This is a genomic window from Halopseudomonas pertucinogena, assembly GCF_014646575.1.
GTDB classification, from domain to species: Bacteria; Pseudomonadota; Gammaproteobacteria; order Pseudomonadales; family Pseudomonadaceae; genus Halopseudomonas; species Halopseudomonas pertucinogena.
Map to the genome: position 1 here is coordinate 671,397 of NZ_BMNN01000001.1, position 18,508 is coordinate 689,904.

Sequence of the window (18,508 nt, forward strand, 5' to 3'; positions counted from 1 at the left end):
ATCAGCCCACCACCAGGATGCGCAGCGCATCCAGCCTGATCTTCGCCTGACCCAGTACGTCTACACCCTGGGCGCGCTGTTTCTCCAGCGCATCGATCTCGCTCTGGCGTACCAGCGGGTTGACCTGCTGCAGCGCTTTCAGGCGGGTGATCTCCTCGTCCAGATCGCTGGCAAAGCGCTTGCCGGCCTGCTGCACCAGTTCGGCGTGCTGCACGTCAGCCAGGGCTTCCGCCCGGTCCAGCAGCTGTTCGACGGTATCGCGCTGGCTCTTGGCGATCTTGCTGGCCAGATGCCGGGGCAGGCTCTCGATCTGCGCTTCCAGGGTTTCGAAGGCGACCCGGGCGGCCAGATCATTACCATTGATGTCCAGCAGGCAGCGCACCGGGGTCGGGGGCAGGTAGCGCTGCAGCTGGAGATGGCGCGGAGCGATGGCCTCGCTGACGAACAGGCATTCAAGCAGCATGGTGCCGGGCTTGAGTGCCTTGTTCTTGAGCAGGGCCACGGAGCTGTTGCCCATGCTGCTGGACAGCACCAGGTCCATGCCACCCTGCAGCATCGGATGCTCCCAGGTAATGAACTGCATGTCCTCGCGGGACAGCGCCGTTTCCCGGTCGTAGGTGATGGTGACACCTTCCTCGTCACCCAGCGGGAAGCCGGCGTCCAGCATCCGCTCCCCGGGACGCAGCACCAGCGCGTTGTCCGAATGGTCTTCGCTGTCGATACCGAACACGTCAAACAGCCGCTCCATGTACACTGGCAGCTGGAAGTCATTGTCCTGCTGTTCGATGCTGTCCATCATGCGCTGGGCATCCCCGGCGTGGCCGCGCGAATGCAGCTCCAGCAGCCGGTCGCGGCCGCGCTGCAGTTCGGCTTCAAGCTCGACCCGCGCCTGGCGGGCCTCTTCCAGCAATGCTGCCCAGATTGCCTGGTCAGGATGATCCAGCTGCTGCAGCAGCGCCGACCCGAAGCGGTGTTGCAGCGCGTTGCCGGTCGGTGCGGTGGCGCGGAAGGCGTTCAGCGCCTGGTCGTACCATTCGAAGAGATACTGCTGGGCCGTTTCCTCAAGGTAGGGCACATGCAGCTGGATGCTGTGTTGCTGACCTATGCGGTCGAGGCGACCGATGCGCTGTTCCAGCAGATCCGGATGGCCCGGCAGGTCGAACATCACCAGATGATGGGCGAACTGGAAGTTGCGTCCTTCGCTGCCGATTTCGGAGCAGATCATCACCTGGGCGCCGAATTCCTCGTCGGCGAAATAGGCTGCCGCGCGGTCGCGCTCGATGATGCTCATGCCCTCATGGAACACGGTCGCCGGTATGCCGCTGCGCACGCGCAGGGCGTCGTCCAGGTCCAGGGCAGTCTCGGCATGGGCGCAGATCACCAGCAGCTTGCTGTGCCTGAGCATCTTGAGGGTGTCGATGAGCCAGTCGACGCGGGGGTCCTCCTGCCACCAGGCGGTTTCCTGGGGCTCGAACTCATCCTGCAGTCCGACTTCCGGATAGAGCGCAGCGCGGCCCTCGATATCCTGATACTGAGGCGGGCAGGGCAGCGGGTAGGCGTGGAGCTGGCGTTCCGGGAAGCCGCTGACCACGGCCCGGGTGTTGCGGTACAGCACCCGGCCGGTGCCATGCCGGTCGAGCAACTGGCGAATGATGGCGCGGCGGGCTTCTTCGGCAACCGCCTCGTCGTCATCGGCCAGGCCGGCCATCAATGCCTGCGCGCCATCGCCCAGCCAGGCGGTCAGGGCTGCCCGGTCAGCATCGGCCAGCTGGCGGGTATCGAGCAGCCGCTGGACGGCCTCGGCCACCGGCTGATAGCGGCTGGTCTCCTCGCGGAATGCCTGCAGGTCGTGGAAGCGGTCCGGATCCAGCAGGCGCAGGCGGGCGAAGTGACTGGCCTGGCCGAGCTGCTCAGGAGTTGCGGTCAGCAGCAGCACGGCGGGGATGCGGGCCGCCAGCTGCTCGACCAGCCTGTATTCCGGGCTGGCGCCCTCCTCATGCCACACCAGGTGGTGGGCCTCATCGACAATCAGCATGTCCCAGTCGCTGGCCTGCAGCCAGTCCGCTGCCTTTGCGTCCTGCAACAGGAACTCCAGTGACACCAGTGCAAGCTGCTCCTCGTCAAAGGGGTTGTCCTCGGCACCGGCGCAGCGGTCATGGTTGAACAGCGCAAAGCGCAGGTTGAAGCGGCGCAGCATCTCCACCAGCCACTGGTGCTGGAGGTTCTCCGGTACCACGATCAGCACCCGGCGCACGCGTCCGGTCTGCAATTGGCGATGGAGGATAAGCCCCGCCTCGATGGTCTTGCCCAGCCCGACCTCGTCGGCCAGCAATACCCGGGGCGCCACCCGGTCGGCCACGTCGCGGGCGATGTGCAGCTGGTGAGCGATGGGCTGGGTGCGTACCCCGGCCAGGCCCAGCAGCGGCGAGCGCTGGATGCGGCAATGGTGGCGCAGGCTTTCGTAGCGCAGACTGAACCAGTTCAGCGGGTCGATCTGGCTGGCAAACAGGCGGTCGCTGGCCAGACGGAACTGGATGAAGTTGTCCAGCATCGTCTCGCTGAAGCCGTCCTCGGTGCCATCCTCCCGCAGACCGCGGTATTGCAGGAGGCCGTCCTTCTCGCTCACGTCACTGACCGTCAGCGTCCAGCCTTCGTGATGGGTGATGCTGTCGCCCGGGCTGAAGCGGACGCGGGTCAATGGGGCAGTGCGCAGCGCGTAATGGCGGGTCTCGCCGCTGGCAGGGAACAACAGGACAACCAGACGGCCATCCTGTGATAACACCGTACCCAGTCCCAGTTCCGATTCGCTGTCGCTTACCCAGCGTTGTCCCGGGGTAAATACCGTCATGTTCCACTCCTGCCGTGCGTAAAGGGCGCTATGGTAACTGATAGGTCCGGGCACACAAACCGCTGGCTGCACCTGAGGGGAAACCGGCAGATTGCGGGATTGTGAACCGGTTGGTATTTCGCCGTCTAAACAGAGAATAGATACAGCCGATAACATTCATATGGCCGGCGATATGAGTCAGCCATAACGAAACGAGGTGTGAACATGCTTATTCCAGGAGTGCCCCCTGCCGGTGCGCAGCAGGAGGTGTTCAGACCGGACCGTCAACCCAGGACCAGTGCCGCCGAAGGGCCAGCCCGGGACCCGCTCGCCGATCTGCCGGTGGAGCAGCAGGCATTCCATGGTGGGCATGATGGCGCGCAACCCGGTGAGTCGGAGCCGGAGTCAGCGGAGCCTGAACTGACCGTGGAGGCGGACCCAGCTGCGGCCGCACCGGATCTTCCGCGCAAGGGACTGCTGGTTGACATCCGCGCCTGATCTTCCATAGGCTGACGCCGGCTTTAGCCCCTCAGGAGTCCGGCATGTCCGAGTCAACCGAATCCGCCGCGGTGGTCGATCTGGCCGCAGCGCGCCACGAGCGCAGGCACGACATCCACGAAGCGCGCCTGGCGGAGGTTCGCAGCGCCTTCGAGAAGGCCTTTCCCCTGCCTGCCGTCAGTCCCGTGAAGAAGCGCCGGACGAAAAAGAAGTCGAAGAAGCGCTGATCCTTCCTTTAATTGATCCTGATCAATTACCCGGACATCCTTCATGGGTAATCTGCACTCATACACGGATGCGGAGATGCCCACGATGTTTATTGATGACGCTGTGATTGCCGGCTTGCTTACTGTCGGCCTTATGGTTGTTTTCCTCGCCGGGGTAGGCGTATTCATCTACAAGGACGCGCAGAAAGGCCGTAACCGGAACACCTGAATTCCTGATTTTCAACGTGCATGGCTCGCAAGGCCTTCGGCGGTTGCCCTCTGGGTAACCGCCTTTTTTTGTCCGCCGCCGGGCCTTAATCCAGAATGATGTGCGGCAGGAAGCGGGAGGTGTCACGGGTGATTGCGGTGCTGTCTTCGCGAATGCCGATGCCCACGGCTTCCCCGCCCACCACCCAGCTGCCGATCAGGCAGTAGTTGCCGTCAAAACGGGGCGGGGGATGCCAGCTCTGGATGATGGTCGGCAGTTGACCGTAGGGCCCCGGCACCTGCTCTTCGGGGCCAGCCGGTGTCTCGATGGAGATGTTCGCTCCCTCCCGGGAGAACAGCGGCTTGCGCACCCAGCGCGACAGCGGCGTATCGTCGTCTACCTCACCATCGAACCAGGCAGGCAGCAGGTTCGGGTGGCCGCGGTGGCGCTCCCACAACAGCGGCAATATCCCTTTGTTGGACAGAATCAGTTTCCATGCAGGCTCGATGAACTGAGTGAGACTGGCGGCGGTGTGGGTGGCGAAATCCTCCTGCCACAGCCACTCCCAAGGGTACAGTTTGAACAGCTGTTCGATGGGTTCGCCTGCCAGGTCGACGAAGCGGTTGTTCTGATCCAGACCGATGTCGTCCATGAACATGGTGGCGGGTATCAGCCCGGCCTGCCGTGCACAATCGGCGAGGTATTCGATGGTGCCGGCGTCCTCGAGATGATCGCGGCAGCACGCCAGATGGAAGGGGCGATTGGTGCGTCCTATATGTTCCAGGCGCTCTATCAGCGCCTCCTGCAAGCGGTTGAACTGGTCGGCTTCAGCGGGCAGCTCGCTCCGCGCGATCTGCTGTTCGAGCCACAGCCACTGGAAAAAGCCGGTTTCGTACAGCGACGTGGGCGTGTCCGCGTTGTATTCATAGAGTCGCGCCGGCCCTGCTCCGTCGTAGGCGAAATCCATCCGGCCGTAGAGTGAAGGTTCCGAATATTGCCAGCTGCTGATGATCAGCTCCCGAGCTGACGCTGGAATGGCCAGCCGATCGAGCAATTGCTCGCTGCGCACAACTTCGTCCACCAGCGCAAGGCACATTTGGTGAAGCTCTTCGGTGGGTGCTTCAAGGTCATTTTCGATTTGTTGCAGGGTGAACCGGTAGTAGGCCGTCTCGTCCCAGTAGGGGGCGCCGTCAAGCGTATGAAAGCGAAAACCGTACTTTTCAGCCTGATTCCGCCAGTCCGGCCGCTCGGCTGTCCCGATACGTAGCATGGGATATCCTTTCCACATTGTATAAAGCTGAAAAGTGTAGCTCTACAAGCGCAGAGTGTGAAGTTGATACACTTTTGGAGTTTGATACTCAGGTATCCTTAGCTCGGATTTTCCGCGGTCAGATCAAGGTAAGGGACTACCCATGGTTTCCACGCAAGCGGTTGGCGCCGCGCTAGAAGCTCGCACTCGTCGTCAGAAGCGTTCCCAGGTCGTCGGTCTGGTTCTCATGGGAGTTACGCCGCTGGTGGTGCTGGGGATCGACCCGCTGCATAGCGAGGTGCGTGTTTTTTCGGGTGTGGTGGATTGCCAGCATCATTTGCCGAACGCCGCCGCCTATTGCGCTGAGTTGGATTCCGAAGCCGCTTCCCGGCACCTGAGCATGGCGCCGCGCTACAGCACTCGCGAACAATGCGAAGCAGATTTCGCCCATGTGGCGGCGTCCCATGATTGTCGCAAGGGCTGGTGCGCCGCAGCTAGCTTGTCGGTGTGCGAACGCACCGAGGATAACCAGTTTCGGCCAGCCTACAACGGCTTTCTGGTCGAGCAGCCTACGCTCGATGATGCCCGCCGAGGCAGTCGGCCCAGCGCTGCGTCCCTGTCCGAGCAGGAACTGCAGCCAGCCTATGGAATGTCTCAAGATGTGCTGCATGGGGGCTACTACCCATACAGTTACATCCCTTTCCATTCGCACTTCGTTACCGCAAACGCTCAATACCTGGCCCCGCGCGGGCATCGTGAGTCCCTTACCCTGAGGCGCAGTCAGCTGGCCCCTGGCGCCGCACATGCCGGCCCGATCCAGCGCGGCGGGTTCGGTGCTACCGCGCGGCAGACCATGCAGGCGGCAGCAAGTTGAACGGGTGGTATCTGGGCTGGCTGGTGCTGGCGTTGGGTTTGCATTGGGGGGCTGTGCCGACGGCGCTGGCGGACGAGGACCAAGTGCAGGACCCGCTCGCCGTCGAGCTTCACCAGGCTCTTCGCGAAGCCCCAGCTGCGCTGCGCTGGTTGATGCCCAACGAGCACAAGCCCGTCAGTCACACCGAGGTGGGAATAGGGCCAGACAGCTGTGCCTTCCCGCAGTGGGCACCGCCGTCCCCCTCCGGACAACCACGGCTGCTGGTGCGCTGCGGCACGCTGCTGCTAGGTGAGCATGGCATGACCCGGGTCAGCACACTTGCTTCCTGGGTACGCACCGAGCAGGGCTGGGGGCCAGGCCAGCTGGTCTCAGTTCGGTATTTGTCCAGAGCCTTCGGCCGCAGTCTTGGCTCGCCACCGCCCATCATCTGGCACAACGGCTGGGAAGCAGACCTCTTCGCGCGAGCGTTCAGCCTGATGTCGGTGCGACAGATCCGCGAACTGCAGATGCTGCTCAACTCCTATGAGCCCACGAACGAAGCCCTTGTTGCACTTGACCAGTGGCGCACCCTGTCCTGGCCCGATGGGGTTCTGGGGTTGCGCGCCGATGGCAGTCTGCTATTGCAAAGGGGAAGTCTGGCGGGGGTCGGTGATCTGGTGGAGCGTCTCGCTGAGCAGTCGGCGGCACTGCCAGCCGGCGTGACGGGGCTGATCCGCCCTGCGGCGGCCAAGTCGCCCCCGGGCAGGCCGATGTTCATGCTGCAGATGATCGAGACAAAGGACTTGTGGTATGCGGTTGCTCTGACCGATGGGCCAACGGACAGGGCCGGAGGTACGGTGCAACTGCTGCGTGGCGAGCCGCATTTTAATCTGGTGCTGGTATCGGTAGAGAGGACCCTCTGATCATGGCCGACATTAAGGTGCAAGCACAGCAGGATGCGGTGCCGGTTGAGCTCAGGCAGCTTCTGGCGGGCCGGAAGGGAGAGGAAGTGCTGTTGTTGATCGGCGAAAACAGCGTGGCGACGCAGACCTTGGTGGTCTGGTTTCCGCTGCTGGCGGCGCTGGTTCTATGTTACAGCGCTCCCTTTGACCAGACTGGCTGGGGTCGGATCAACCTGCTTCTTATATTGAGTATATGGCTCAGCATCTGGCTGGCGCTTGCCTTATTTACCCTGGCAGCGGGCGCCGGCCGGCATTTCTACACGCTGGACCTGGATCAGCGTCGTCTCACACATCTGAATTCTGGGGCATCCGCCGTGCTCCAGCCTGGGGACAGCGCCGCCGACAGTCTTGACGAGCTGCTGGGAGGTTGGAAGCTGCCGGTCGATGCCGGCACCCTCGGTGGGCTGACGGTGGATCAGGCGCTGGCGATTCCGGAATGGGAGCTACCGTCGCTCATGCAATATTTCCGGGGGGAACAAGCTGGCCCGTTGATCGCGGCGGGCTTGATTGCTGGGATATGTGGCCTGCCTGCGCTGTTGATGAGCAGCAGCTGGGGGGCAGCCTTCACTACACTGGGTGCTCTGCTTGCTGCACTGGTCCTGGCTGGGGTGCTGAAGTGGGCCTTGGACAGCCGGCAGTATCGGTTGCTGGTGGGCGCAGTCGGACGCTCTGCCGAAGTGTGACAGCTCGCAGTTCCTGCGTGGCGTACAAAGTACAGCTCGTGCATGTGGAAAGAACAACCGGTTTTGAGAGCTGGTGGGCATTTGAAGTCCGTCAGCCTCGCTTTGCCCCGCTGGGGCGGTATCATTCCAGCCGGACCGGCAGATGGCCATCTGCCAACTGCCTCAGTGGCTTTATCAGGGAAGAAATTATGTCTGAAACATCCTTCAACCGACCAATCACTATCGACGATCTGCCGGCCACGCTGCAGCTGAACGGAACCGACGCTTCCACCTGGCCCGGCACCGCTCTCGTTATAGTCGGGGTGATCATGCTCCTGCTCGGTGGGGTGACGTTGCTAACGGGGCCGGACTACATCAGTTACAACCCGGCGGTGGGCATGACCTTCGAGCAGATGATCCAGGCCTACCCGGGGCCGATAGTCTCGGTCGGGTTGCTGATCATTGTCGCGGGCCAAGCTGTCAGCGGTTCCATCTCCAAGGGCAACGCCGAAGCTCTGGCCGAACAACTAGCCAGCCGCGTGAGTATTCCCGATGAGGATATTCCGGAAGGTTATCAGCTGCACCTGGAGGGGCATGGCGGTCCCCACTATACTCTCAGGCTGGTCGCGATCGAAGAACTCACCGAGCGCGTTTCCGAGAGTGAACAGGGCTGATAGCGCGGGCTGAAGAGGTATCGTCGCGGGTCGGCGTTTCTGCCAGCCGGGTTTCTCCGTTACACTTGCGCTGTCGCTCTGCTCTGGGTCTTGTCGTGACGCTGCCTCCTTCGTCTCCTGTTTTACGCCCCCGGTGCGGCTGTTGCCGCCGTCCTGCCGGGTACTGCGTATGTCACTTGCTACCGCATATCACCGCCTGTACCCGGATTCTGGTAGTGCAGCACCCTGACGAACGCAGGCATGCGCTGAACACCGCCCGGCTGCTGGTCGCGGGCCTGACAAACGCTGAGCTGCTGGTGGCCGAGACGCTGTCGACCCAGTGGTGCAGGCGGCTGGCAGATCCGAATTGGCACACCGAGCTGTTGTTTCCCGGGCCTGCGGCTTCGGTGCTTGCGGCTGGAGCGCCGCAGCGGCCGCGGCAGCTGGTCCTACTCGACGGCACTTGGCCCAAGGCCCGCAAGCTATTGCATGTGAATCCGGTATTGCAGGCGTTGCCACGGGTGGCCCTGCCGGAAGGGCTGCAGAGCCGTTACCGGCTGCGCAAGGCACCCATGGCCGGTGCGCTGTCGACCATCGAAGCGGGCATGCATGCGCTGCAGATAATTGAGCCCCAGACCGACTTCAGCCCGCTGCTGGCATCCTTCGATGCGCTGATCGAGAGTCAGATAACGGCAATGGGTGCGGAGGTCTACCAGCGCAACCACAAGCCCCAGCCATGCTGAGTTGCCCACATTCGTGACAGTGATATTGCTGTTTACCGCTCCTCGCTGCCGGGCCGTCCGGCTAGACTGGCGCCAAAGAGCCTGATTGAGACAAAAACAACAAGTGGCTCGGCATGGGTGATATGGAGACGGTATGAAAACGAAGCGAGTAGTGGTAACCGGGGCAGGCAGCGGATTGGGGCGGGAGCTGGCACTGCGGTATGCCCGGGAGGGCGCCTGGCTGGCGCTGGCAGACATTCAGGAAGAGGGGTTGAAGGAGACGCTGCGCCTGGTGGAGGAGGCCGGTGGCAGCGGGTTCACCCGTCGCTGCGACGTGCGCGACTACAGCCAGCTGGCGGCGCTGGCGCAAAGCTGCGAGGAGATGATGCAGGGTATCGATATCCTCATCAATAATGCCGGCGTGGCCTCCGGAGGTTGGTTCGAGGACCTGTCGCTGGAGGACTGGGACTGGCAGATCAGCATCAACCTGATGGGTGTGGTCAAGGGCTGCAAGGCGTTCCTGCCGTTGCTGCTGGCCACAGACGGCGGTCGCATCATCAACATTGCCTCGATGGCCGCGCTGATGCAGGCACCGGGGATGAGCAATTACAACGTCGCCAAGGCCGGGGTGGTTGCCCTGTCCGAAAGCCTGCTGTGCGAGCTGCGGCCACGGGGCGTCCAGGTCCATGTCGTCTGCCCGTCGTTCTTCCAGACCAACCTGCTGGATTCCTTCCGTGGTCCGGACAGCGAGTCGAGGGAAGATATCGCCCGGCTGCTGGAAAGCTCGCCGATCTCCGCCGCCGATATCGCCGATATCATCTTCCGCGAGAGCGAGGCCGGCACCTTCATGATTCTGCCCCACGACAAGGGGCGCGAGGCCTGGGCGGTCAAGCAGGCCAACCCGCAGGCGATACACGACGAGATGGTCCGTCTGGCCGTCAAGAAGATGTCTGCGGGCGGCTGACCGCTCGCCGGTGGGCCGGCGGCATTTTTTGCTGCCGGCGCGACTGCTCCGCTGTCATGTTCGGCTGCATGTGGCACAATGCAGCACTGACTCGGAACCGCGGACCAGGCGTGAAAATGGGTGCCCCTCTTAGCAATATCTGGATCTCTGGATGACAGCTGACGTGCGTCGCATGGCATTTCTGCTGTGGCCAGGGTGTCACCCGTCCATCTTCATGCCGGCGTTGGCCGTGCTGCGCTCCGCCAACCGGATGGCGGAATCACTGCTCTATCAGATCGACTGCTACACCCTGGATGATCAGCCGCTGGCGTCGCCGGAAGGCTGGCTGCTGCCGGCACGCCGCTGGGAAGGGGTGCCGGAATCGCTTTCCCAGTTGTGGCTGGTGGCCGATGTGGCGCAGCTGCCGTCGACCATCAGCCCGTCCCTGGTGTTGCAGCTGCGTTCCCTGGCCCGCCAGGGCGTGCTGCTCGGCGGACTGGAAGAGGGCGTGTTTCCGCTGGCCATGGCCGGCCTGCTGGACGGACGGCGTTGCGCCGTGCACTGGCGCATGCTTGAGGAGTTCCGTGAGCGCTTTCCTGCGGTGCAGGCCGGCACCCGCCTGTTCGAGCAGGACGAGGGACGATCCAGCGGCAGCGGCCTGGCGATTGTCGATCTGTTCCTGACGCTGGTGGCCGAACACCATGGTGCCGATCTCGCCGCGCTGGTGGCCGAGGATCTCAATGTCGAAAGGATACGTGCTGGCAGCGAACAGCAGCGCGTGCCCCTGCGCAACCGGCTGGGCAGTACCCATCCCAAGCTCACCCAGGCGGTGATCCTGATGGAGGCCAATATCGAGGAGCCCCTCACCACCGACGAGATCGCCCGGCACGTCGGAGTCTCGCGGCGGCAGCTGGAAAGGATATTCAAACAGTATCTGAACAGCGTGCCGTCGCAGTATTATCTGGAGCTGCGCCTGAATCGGGCGCGGCAGATGCTGCAGCAGACCAGCAAGTCGATCATCCAGATCGGGCTGTCCTGCGGCTTTTCCTCCGGCCCGCATTTTTCCAGTGCCTACCGCAACTGTTTCGGCGTCACTCCGCGAGAGGATCGGAATCAGTACCGTGCTCAGCAGGCACAGGACGGCCGGGTCAGCATGTAGGTCCGGCATGCCAGGCATGCCTTATCGTTATCCGCCATTGGCGAACACAGGAGAGTTGAACAGATGTCGCAGTCCATGCAGGTCAGTCGAGCCGACTTCGATCGGGTCATGATGCCCAACTACGCCCCCGTGGACATGGTTCCGGTGCGAGGGCAGGGCTCGCGCCTGTGGGATCAGGAGGGTCGCGAATACATAGACCTGGCCGGCGGTATTGCGGTCAACTCGCTGGGGCATGCCCACCCGGAGCTGGTGGAAGTGCTGACGCGCCAGGCGCAGCAGCTGTGGCACGTGTCCAACATAATGACCAACGAGCCTGCCCTGCGACTTGCCAGTAAGCTGGTGGCGGCGACCTTTGCCGAGCGCGTGCTGTTCGTCAACTCCGGGGCCGAGGCCAACGAATCCGCGTTCAAGCTGGCGCGGCGCTGGGCGCACGACAATTTCGGGCCGGACAAGCACGAGATCATTGCCTGCAGCAACAGCTTTCACGGTCGCACGCTGTTCACTGTCAGTGTCGGCGGTCAGGCCAAGTACTCCCAGGGCTTCGGCCCGGCGATCGCCGGCATCAGCCACGTTCCGTACAACGACATCGCCGCACTGGAAGCGCGGATTTCAGAGCGCACCTGCGCGGTGGTGCTGGAGCCGGTACAGGGCGAGGGCGGAGTCATCCCGGCCACCGCCGAGTACCTGCAGGCGGTGCGCGAGCTGTGTGATCGCCACGATGCGCTGCTGATCTTCGACGAGGTGCAGAGCGGCATGGGCCGTACCGGCAAGCTGTTTGCGTACATGCACAGCGGCGTTGCACCGGATATCATGACCAGCGCCAAGGGCATCGGCGGCGGCTTCCCGATTGCGGCCATGCTGACCACCGACCGCGTCGCCCCGGCGCTCAGCGTCGGGACCCATGGCAGTACCTATGGCGGCAACCCGCTGGGTTGTGCAGTGGCCGAGCGGGTGCTGGATATCATCAATACACCGCAGCTGCTGGATGGCGTCAACGAACGCAGCGCCCAGCTGGTCGCCGGCCTGCGAACCCTGAACGACGAGCTCGGGGTGTTTTCCACCGTGCGCGGGCAGGGGCTGCTGATCGGCGCCGTGCTGTCCGAGCGCTATCAGGGCAAGGCCGGCCAGATCATGCGTCTGGCCCAGAGCGAAGGCGTGCTGGTGCTCCAGGCCGGTCCGGACGTGGTGCGTCTGGCCCCGAGCCTGATCATCCCCGAGGCGGACATCCGCGACGCCCTGGGCCGGTTGCGCTCGGCGCTGCTGAAGCTGGCGGAGTAACAGCGGCGATGCTCATCCAGCGCCTGTGCACTCTCAACGATCTGGAGCAGATCGAGCGTCTGGCCCTTGCCAGTCCGGTGGGGATCACCTCCCTGCCGGCGGACCGCGAGCGGCTCTCGGCGATCATCGAAGGCACCGAAGCGGCGATGGATGAGGGTGTGGTCTTTACCGGCGACGAGCGTTATTTCTTCGTGCTGGAGGATGTCGACAGCGGCCGGCTGGTGGGCTGCAGCAGCATCATCTCCGCGGCGGGCTTCAGCCAGCCGTTCCACACCTTCCGCAATGAGATGTTCGTGCACGCTTCCCGCGAGCTGGGCCTGCACAACCGCATTCACGTGCTGTCGCTGTGCCACGACCTTACCGGGCACAGCCTGCTGACCGGCTTCTACCTGGACCCGGATTGGCGCAGCCTGGATGCGCTCAGGCTGAACGCCTGCGGGCGGCTGCTGTTCGCTGCCTCGCATCCCCAGCGCTTCGCCGACTCCATCGCCGTGGAGATCTCCGGCATCAGTGACGAAGAGGGCAATTCGCCGTTCTGGGACGGGGTCTGTCGGCACTTTCTGGACATCGACTACACCGAGGTCGAACGGCTGGGCAGTACCCTGGGACGCAGCGTGCTGGCCGAGCTGTTGCCGGGTTACCCGCTGTATGTGCCCATGCTGCCGGACTCGGCTCAGGAAGTGATCGGGCAGGTGCGCCCGGCTTCGCAGGAGGTCTACGACATCCTCATGGAGGAAGGCTTCGAGAGCGAGAACTATATCGACATCTTCGATGGCGGGCCGGTGGTTCAGGCTCACACCGCCGAATTGACCACGGTACGCTGCAGCCAGGTGGCTACCGTGCAGATTGGCGAGCCATTGCCGGCAACCGGCACCTGGTTGATGGCCAACGAGCGGGTCCGGGAATTCCGCGCCTGCCTGCATCCGCTGCAGTGGGCGCCCGGAGCCCCGGTGGTGCTGGACCCGATGCTGGCGCAGTTACTGAAGGTGACCGATGGCGACAGCCTCAGACTGATCGGAGGGGCCTGACATGCTGGTGCGCGCTGCCCGGATCAATGACCTGCCCGCGCTGCTTGGCCTGGCCGTGGAAGCCGGTTCCGGCCTGACCAGCCTGCCTGCCAGCGAGGAGCGTCTCGAGCGCCGTCTGCATACGGTGGCTGCCAGCTTTGCCGGCAAGCTGCCCGTTGCCGATGCCGATTATCTCTTCGTGCTGGAAAACGAGCAGGGGCAGGTGGTAGGCACCAGTGGCGTGGTGGCCGCCGCCGGCCTGCGGGAGCCTTGGTACAGCTACCGGCGCGGGCTGACGGTCACCGCCAGCCGTGAACTGAATGTCTACCGCCAGCAACCGACGCTGTTCCTGACCAACGACCTCACCGGCGCCTCCGCGCTCTGCTCGCTGTTTCTCAGTCAGCCGCACCGGCACAGCCTCTACGGCCGTTTGTTGTCCCGCGCCCGGTTCATTCATATGGCCGAATTCGCAGGTGACTTTGCGCCCAGGATCATCGCCGAGATGCGTGGCCTCTCGGACAGTCAGGGCCGCTCGCCGTTCTGGGACAGTCTGGGTCATCATTTCTTCCGCATGGACTTTGCCCGCGCGGATTTCCTCACCGGCACAGGCAACAAGTCCTTCATCGCCGAGATGATGCCGAAGTTCCCACTGTACGCCTGTTTCCTCAGCGAGGAGGCACGGGCCGCCATGGGGCGGGTGCACCCGGATTCCGAGCCGGCCCTGGCCATGCTGTTGGAAGAGGGGCTGCAGGACCAGGGCTATATTGATATCTTTGACGGTGGCGTGACCCTGGAGGCCCAGTTCAATCAGGTGCGCAGCATCCGCGAGAGCCAGACTCTGCTGCTCGCCATCGGCACGCCGGGAGAGGACGCCGCCAACTGGCTGATCCATAACCGCGGGCGCGCCGACTGCCGCATCACCGCCGGTCCGGCGAGGGTGGCGGCCGGTACCCTGGTGGTGGCCGCGGATACCGCCGAGTGCCTGCGTCTGCGGGCCGGCACGCCGGTGCGCGCGGTAGCCCTGGTCGGTGCGCCTCAGGATGTTGATCCCTATGGATCACTCGCCCGCTGAGCTGCCAGTCCGTTCAATTTCCTGTATGGGCCCGATAGAGATATCTGCCGAGACGCTGATGCATGCGTCGCGGCGATGCCTATATAATGTCTCACTTTGCCCGGCGTGAGCCCGGCTGACCTGATCCGTGGTAAGGGACCTATGAAAAGCGCTGAGATACGTGAAGCCTTCCTTCGTTTCTTCGAAGAGAAGGGGCATACCCGAGTCGCCTCCAGTTCGCTGGTGCCGGCAGATGACCCGACGTTGCTGTTCACCAACGCCGGCATGAACCAGTTCAAGGACTGCTTTCTGGGCCTGGAGAAACGGGCCTATACCCGGGCGGTCAGCAGCCAGAAGTGCGTGCGCGCCGGTGGCAAGCACAATGATCTGGAGAACGTCGGTTACACTGCGCGTCACCACACCTTTTTCGAGATGCTGGGCAACTTCAGCTTCGGCGATTATTTCAAGCGCGACGCCATTCACTACGCCTGGGAGTTCCTGACCTCCGCCAACTGGCTGGGGCTGCCGAAGGACAAGCTCTGGGTCACCGTCTATCACACCGATGACGAGGCCTATGACATCTGGACGAAGGAGATCGGCGTGCCCGCCGAGCGCATGGTGCGCATCGGCGACAATGGCGGTGCGCCCTATGCCTCGGACAACTTCTGGGCGATGGGTGATACCGGTCCCTGCGGCCCGTGTACCGAGATCTTCTTCGACCATGGCGAGCACATCTGGGGTGGTCCTCCCGGCAGCCCGGAGGAGGACGGCGACCGCTACATCGAGATATGGAACAACGTCTTCATGCAGTTCAATCGCACCGCCGACGGCAAGCTGCATCCGCTGCCGGCGCCCAGCGTGGATACCGGCATGGGGCTGGAGCGCATCAGTGCAGTGCTGCAGCATGTCAATTCGAACTACGAGATCGACCTGTTCCAGAATCTGCTGAAAGGGGCGGCCGAGGCCATCGGCTGCGCCCAGGATAATGCCGCTTCCCTGAAGGTGGTGGCCGACCATATCCGCTCCTGCAGCTTCCTGATTGCCGACGGCGTACTGCCGTCCAACGAGGGCCGCGGCTATGTCCTGCGCCGGATCATCCGCCGCGCCTGCCGTCACGGCAACAAGCTGGGTGCCACTGACACCTTCTTCCACCGGATCGTGCCGACCCTGGTCGCCGAGATGGGCGATGCATTTCCCGAGTTACGCAACCAGCAGGCCCATATCGAACGGGTGCTGAAGACCGAGGAAGAGCAGTTTGCCCGGACCCTGGAGCAGGGGCTGCGCATCCTCGAACAGGATCTGGCTGCGCTCAAGGGCAGCGAGATCCCCGGGGATATCGTGTTCAAGCTGTACGACACATACGGCTTCCCCATGGATCTGACCGGCGATATCGCCCGGGAGCGCGGGCTGACCATTGACGAGGCCGGCTTCGAGGCCGCGATGGCTGCCCAGCGCGAGCGTGCCCGCGCCGCCAGCCAGTTCGGCGTGGACTACAACCAGCTGGTCAAGGTCGACACCGACACACTGTTCGAAGGCTACGACACCACCGCCGGCTCGGCGCAGATAGTGGCATTGCTGCGTGACGGCCAGGCGGTCGACGAGCTGGCTGAAGGCGAGTCGGGCGTGGTGGTGCTGGATCGCACTCCGTTCTACGCCGAATCCGGCGGCCAGGTAGGCGACAGCGGGTATCTCAGTGGCGCCGGGGTGCGCTTCGATGTGCGCGACACCACCAAGGCCGGCGGTGCCCATCTTCACCATGGCGTGGTTGCCAGTGGCAGCCTCGCGGTGGGCAGTACCATCAAGGCGGTGGTCGATGACGGCATCCGCGAAGCCACCAAGGCCAACCACTCGGCCACCCACCTGTTGCATGCCGCCCTGCGCCAGGTACTGGGCGAACATGTACAGCAGAAGGGGTCGCTGGTGGACAGTCAGCGCCTGCGCTTTGACTTCAGCCATTTCGAGGCGATCCGCCCGGAACAGCTGCGTGAGCTGGAGCGCATGGTCAACGAGCAGATCCGCAGCAACACGGCGGTGGAAATCGAGATCACCGATATCGAAACGGCCAAGGCTCGGGGAGCCATGGCGCTGTTCGGCGAGAAATACGGCAACGAAGTGCGGGTGCTGACCATGGGCGGGGGCTTCTCTGTGGAGCTCTGCGGTGGTACCCACGTCAGCCGTACCGGTGATATCGGCCTGTTTAAGATTGTCAGCGAAGGCGGTATTGCTGCCGGCGTGCGCCGCATCGAGGCGATTACCGGCGCGGCGGCGCTGGACTGGGTCAACGAGACGGAAGAGCAGCTGCGCCAGGCGGCGCAGCTGGTCAAGGGTAACCGCGATACCCTGCTGAGCAAGCTCGGCGCGGCGCTGGAGCGCAGCCAGCAACTGGAGAAGGAGATCCAGCAGCTCAAGGCCCGGGCAGCCAGTGCCGCCGGTAATGACCTGGCCGGAGAGGCACAGCAGCTAAACGGCATGGCGGTTCTGGTCAAGCGGGTTGACGGTGTTGACGGCAAAGGCCTGTTGACACTGATCGACCAGTTGAAGAACAAGCTCGGCTCGGCAGTGATCCTGCTGGGTGGTGAACTGGACGGCAAGGTCGTGCTGGTGGCCGGCGTGACGAAGGATCTGACCGGTCGCGTCAAGGCAGGCGATCTGATTCGCAACACGGCTCAGGCAGTGGGCGGCAAGGGCGGCGGACGTCCCGACATGGCCCAGGGCGGTGGGACCGACGTTGCCGCGCTGGATGCTGCCCTGGCCGGCGCCGCTGAATGGGTTGCACAGCAATAGATTTGAAGGGGGTCAGGCCCGCCGGGCCTGACGCGACGATCGGGTAACCGATTTCTGCATGGGGGTTGGTGCAACAGATGGCACTTATTGTCCAGAAATTTGGCGGTACCTCGGTGGGTAGTGTGGAACGCATTACCCAGGTGGCCGAGAAGATCAAGGCGTTCAAGGCACAGGGCCATGACCTGGTTATCGTGGTTTCCGCCATGAGCGGGGAAACCAACCGCCTGATAGAGCTGGCGCGCAGCATTTCCGCAGATCCCGATCCCCGGGAGATGGATGTGATCCTGTCCACTGGTGAACAGGTGACCATCGGCCTGCTGGCCATGGCACTGAAAGCCATTGATGTGCCGGCGGTATCCTTCACCGGGCCGCAGGTGCGCATCGGCACCGATAACTCCTTCGGCAAGGCCCGTATCCAGCATATAGAAGATGCACGTCTGCGCGAGGCGCTCGGTGCCGGCAAGGTGATCATCGTTGCCGGCTTCCAGGGCATGGACGAGCAGGGCAACATCACCACGCTGGGGCGGGGCGGCTCGGACACCACGGCGGTGGCGCTGGCCGCCGCGCTGGGCGCCGACGAATGCCAGATCTACACCGATGTGGACGGCGTCTATACCACCGACCCGCGAGTCGTGGACAGCGCCCGGCGGCTGGACAAGATCACCTTCGAGGAAATGCTCGAAATGGCCAGTCTCGGCTCCAAGGTGCTGCAGATCCGGGCGGTCGAGTTCGCAGGCAAATACAACGTGCCGCTGCGTGTGCTGCACAGTTTCAAAGAGGGTCCCGGGACCCTGATTACCCTTGAGGAAGAGCTTTCAATGGAACAGCCCGTCATCTCCGGCATCGCTTTCAATCGTGATGAAGCCAAACTGACCATCCGTGGTGTGCCGGATACTCCCGGCGTGGCGTACAGGATCCTGGGGCCGGTCAGTGCAGCGAACATCGAGATCGACATGATCGTGCAGAACGTGTCGCAGGATCAGACCACCGATTTCACCTTCACCGTCAACAAGAACGACCAGCGCCGCACCGAGGAGGTCCTGCGCAAGGTGGCTGCTGAAATCGGCGCCCGTGAGGTTGCCGGTGACAGCGCGATCGCCAAGGTCTCCATTGTGGGCGTGGGCATGCGCTCGCATGCCGGTGTGGCCAGCAAGATGTTCGAAGCGCTGGCCCAGCACGGGATCAACATCCTGATGATCTCCACCTCCGAGATCAAGATTTCGGTGGTGATAGACGAGAAGTACCTGGAGCTTGCGGTGCGCAGCCTGCACTCGGCTTTCGGGCTCGATGCCCCTGAGCAGGGCGGCGATCACCTGGGCTGAGCCCGGACGGTAGGGCGGCGGCGTGAGGTTCATCACGTCGCCGGGATAAGCGAAGCGGTAAAAAGAGGTTACTGATCGAACGCCCGGGGAAGGTTGTGGTCACACATATGCGAACGTGACTACC

Annotated in this window: 17 protein-coding genes; 15 read left to right on the forward strand and 2 right to left on the reverse strand. The window is 63.4% G+C overall.

Annotation, left to right across the window (positions count from 1 at the left end):
- Position 1 precedes the first annotated feature (1 nt).
- Positions 2–2,848, reverse strand: a complete 2,847-nt coding sequence (gene rapA / locus IEW63_RS03150) for an RNA polymerase-associated protein RapA (RefSeq protein ID WP_188635120.1) — start codon at positions 2,846–2,848, stop codon at positions 2–4.
- A gap of 204 nt (positions 2,849–3,052) precedes the next feature.
- Here rapA and IEW63_RS03155 point away from each other — a divergent pair, with 204 nt between their 5' ends.
- Genes IEW63_RS03155 through ccoM form a run of 3 tightly spaced genes read left to right on the forward strand, consistent with a single transcriptional unit; the run spans position 3,053 to position 3,760 of the window.
- On the forward strand, positions 3,053–3,325 hold the full coding sequence (locus IEW63_RS03155) for a hypothetical protein (protein ID WP_188635121.1): 273 nt from the start codon (positions 3,053–3,055) through the stop codon (positions 3,323–3,325).
- A 44-nt stretch (positions 3,326–3,369) separates the two neighbouring features.
- Positions 3,370–3,552, forward strand: a complete 183-nt coding sequence (locus IEW63_RS03160; protein ID WP_188635122.1) for a hypothetical protein — start codon at positions 3,370–3,372, stop codon at positions 3,550–3,552.
- A 43-nt stretch (positions 3,553–3,595) separates the two neighbouring features.
- Positions 3,596–3,760, forward strand: coding sequence for a cytochrome c oxidase subunit CcoM (gene ccoM / locus IEW63_RS03165; protein WP_188635580.1), 165 nt, complete (start codon positions 3,596–3,598; stop codon positions 3,758–3,760).
- An 85-nt stretch (positions 3,761–3,845) separates the two neighbouring features.
- On the opposite strand, the gene IEW63_RS03170 is transcribed toward ccoM, so the two are convergent.
- Positions 3,846–5,009 carry a glutathionylspermidine synthase family protein gene (locus IEW63_RS03170; protein WP_188635123.1) on the reverse strand — a complete coding sequence of 388 codons (1,164 nt, stop codon included), beginning with the start codon at positions 5,007–5,009 and terminating at the stop codon, positions 3,846–3,848.
- Positions 5,010–5,151: 142 nt separating this feature from the next.
- Here IEW63_RS03170 and IEW63_RS03175 point away from each other — a divergent pair, with 142 nt between their 5' ends.
- The 12 genes from IEW63_RS03175 to IEW63_RS03230 all read left to right on the forward strand — a co-directional run bounded on the left by IEW63_RS03175 (position 5,152) and on the right by IEW63_RS03230 (position 18,384).
- On the forward strand, positions 5,152–5,862 hold the full coding sequence (locus IEW63_RS03175; RefSeq protein WP_188635124.1) for a DUF1190 domain-containing protein: 711 nt from the start codon (positions 5,152–5,154) through the stop codon (positions 5,860–5,862).
- Positions 5,859–6,764 (forward strand): hypothetical protein, encoded by a 906-nt coding sequence (locus IEW63_RS03180; RefSeq protein WP_188635125.1) that lies wholly within the window; start codon positions 5,859–5,861, stop codon positions 6,762–6,764. Before IEW63_RS03175 ends, IEW63_RS03180 begins: the two co-directional genes overlap by 4 nt.
- Positions 6,765–6,766: 2 nt before the next feature.
- Positions 6,767–7,486, forward strand: coding sequence for a hypothetical protein (locus tag IEW63_RS03185; RefSeq protein WP_188635126.1), 720 nt, complete (start codon positions 6,767–6,769; stop codon positions 7,484–7,486).
- Positions 7,487–7,674: 188 nt separating this feature from the next.
- Entirely contained in the window at positions 7,675–8,139 is a 465-nt protein-coding gene (locus tag IEW63_RS03190; protein WP_188635127.1) for a hypothetical protein, read from the forward strand.
- Between the two features lie 101 nt (positions 8,140–8,240).
- Complete coding sequence (locus IEW63_RS03195) at positions 8,241–8,861, forward strand: tRNA-uridine aminocarboxypropyltransferase (RefSeq protein WP_188635548.1); 621 nt, start codon at positions 8,241–8,243, stop codon at positions 8,859–8,861.
- Between the two features lie 133 nt (positions 8,862–8,994).
- Positions 8,995–9,804 (forward strand): SDR family oxidoreductase, encoded by an 810-nt coding sequence (locus IEW63_RS03200; RefSeq protein WP_188635128.1) that lies wholly within the window; start codon positions 8,995–8,997, stop codon positions 9,802–9,804.
- Between the two features lie 151 nt (positions 9,805–9,955).
- Positions 9,956–10,942 carry a GlxA family transcriptional regulator gene (locus tag IEW63_RS03205; RefSeq protein WP_188635129.1) on the forward strand — a complete coding sequence of 329 codons (987 nt, stop codon included), beginning with the start codon at positions 9,956–9,958 and terminating at the stop codon, positions 10,940–10,942.
- A 63-nt stretch (positions 10,943–11,005) separates the two neighbouring features.
- Positions 11,006–12,220, forward strand: coding sequence for an aspartate aminotransferase family protein (locus IEW63_RS03210; RefSeq protein WP_188635130.1), 1,215 nt, complete (start codon positions 11,006–11,008; stop codon positions 12,218–12,220).
- An 8-nt stretch (positions 12,221–12,228) separates the two neighbouring features.
- Positions 12,229–13,248 (forward strand): arginine N-succinyltransferase, encoded by a 1,020-nt coding sequence (astA, locus tag IEW63_RS03215; RefSeq protein WP_188635131.1) that lies wholly within the window; start codon positions 12,229–12,231, stop codon positions 13,246–13,248.
- Between the two features lies 1 nt (position 13,249).
- On the forward strand, positions 13,250–14,299 hold the full coding sequence (astA, locus tag IEW63_RS03220; protein WP_188635132.1) for an arginine N-succinyltransferase: 1,050 nt from the start codon (positions 13,250–13,252) through the stop codon (positions 14,297–14,299).
- A gap of 141 nt (positions 14,300–14,440) precedes the next feature.
- The gene (gene alaS, locus IEW63_RS03225) at positions 14,441–17,062 is read left to right on the forward strand and encodes an alanine--tRNA ligase (protein WP_188635133.1); all 2,622 of its coding nucleotides are present in this window, start codon (positions 14,441–14,443) and stop codon (positions 17,060–17,062) included.
- 77 nt (positions 17,063–17,139) lie between these two features.
- On the forward strand, positions 17,140–18,384 hold the full coding sequence (locus IEW63_RS03230) for an aspartate kinase (protein WP_188635134.1): 1,245 nt from the start codon (positions 17,140–17,142) through the stop codon (positions 18,382–18,384).
- The last annotated feature ends 124 nt before the right edge of the window (positions 18,385–18,508 follow it).

Excerpts from the sequence above, each read along its gene's own strand:
- astA (WP_188635131.1), top strand. The coding sequence starts at position 12,229 with ATGCTCATCCAGCGCCTGTGCACTCTCAACGATCTGGAGCAGATCGAG.
- IEW63_RS03170 (WP_188635123.1), bottom strand. The coding sequence starts at position 5,009 with ATGCTACGTATCGGGACAGCCGAGCGGCCGGACTGGCGGAATCAGGCT.
- rapA (WP_188635120.1), bottom strand. The coding sequence starts at position 2,848 with ATGACGGTATTTACCCCGGGACAACGCTGGGTAAGCGACAGCGAATCG.
- alaS (WP_188635133.1), top strand. The coding sequence starts at position 14,441 with ATGAAAAGCGCTGAGATACGTGAAGCCTTCCTTCGTTTCTTCGAAGAG.
- IEW63_RS03205 (WP_188635129.1), top strand. The coding sequence starts at position 9,956 with ATGACAGCTGACGTGCGTCGCATGGCATTTCTGCTGTGGCCAGGGTGT.
- IEW63_RS03185 (WP_188635126.1), top strand. The coding sequence starts at position 6,767 with ATGGCCGACATTAAGGTGCAAGCACAGCAGGATGCGGTGCCGGTTGAG.
- IEW63_RS03155 (WP_188635121.1), top strand. The coding sequence starts at position 3,053 with ATGCTTATTCCAGGAGTGCCCCCTGCCGGTGCGCAGCAGGAGGTGTTC.
- astA (WP_188635132.1), top strand. The coding sequence starts at position 13,250 with ATGCTGGTGCGCGCTGCCCGGATCAATGACCTGCCCGCGCTGCTTGGC.
- IEW63_RS03210 (WP_188635130.1), top strand. The coding sequence starts at position 11,006 with ATGTCGCAGTCCATGCAGGTCAGTCGAGCCGACTTCGATCGGGTCATG.
- IEW63_RS03190 (WP_188635127.1), top strand. The coding sequence starts at position 7,675 with ATGTCTGAAACATCCTTCAACCGACCAATCACTATCGACGATCTGCCG.
- IEW63_RS03175 (WP_188635124.1), top strand. The coding sequence starts at position 5,152 with ATGGTTTCCACGCAAGCGGTTGGCGCCGCGCTAGAAGCTCGCACTCGT.
- IEW63_RS03230 (WP_188635134.1), top strand. The coding sequence starts at position 17,140 with ATGGCACTTATTGTCCAGAAATTTGGCGGTACCTCGGTGGGTAGTGTG.
- IEW63_RS03160 (WP_188635122.1), top strand. The coding sequence starts at position 3,370 with ATGTCCGAGTCAACCGAATCCGCCGCGGTGGTCGATCTGGCCGCAGCG.
- IEW63_RS03200 (WP_188635128.1), top strand. The coding sequence starts at position 8,995 with ATGAAAACGAAGCGAGTAGTGGTAACCGGGGCAGGCAGCGGATTGGGG.
- ccoM (WP_188635580.1), top strand. The coding sequence starts at position 3,596 with ATGGGTAATCTGCACTCATACACGGATGCGGAGATGCCCACGATGTTT.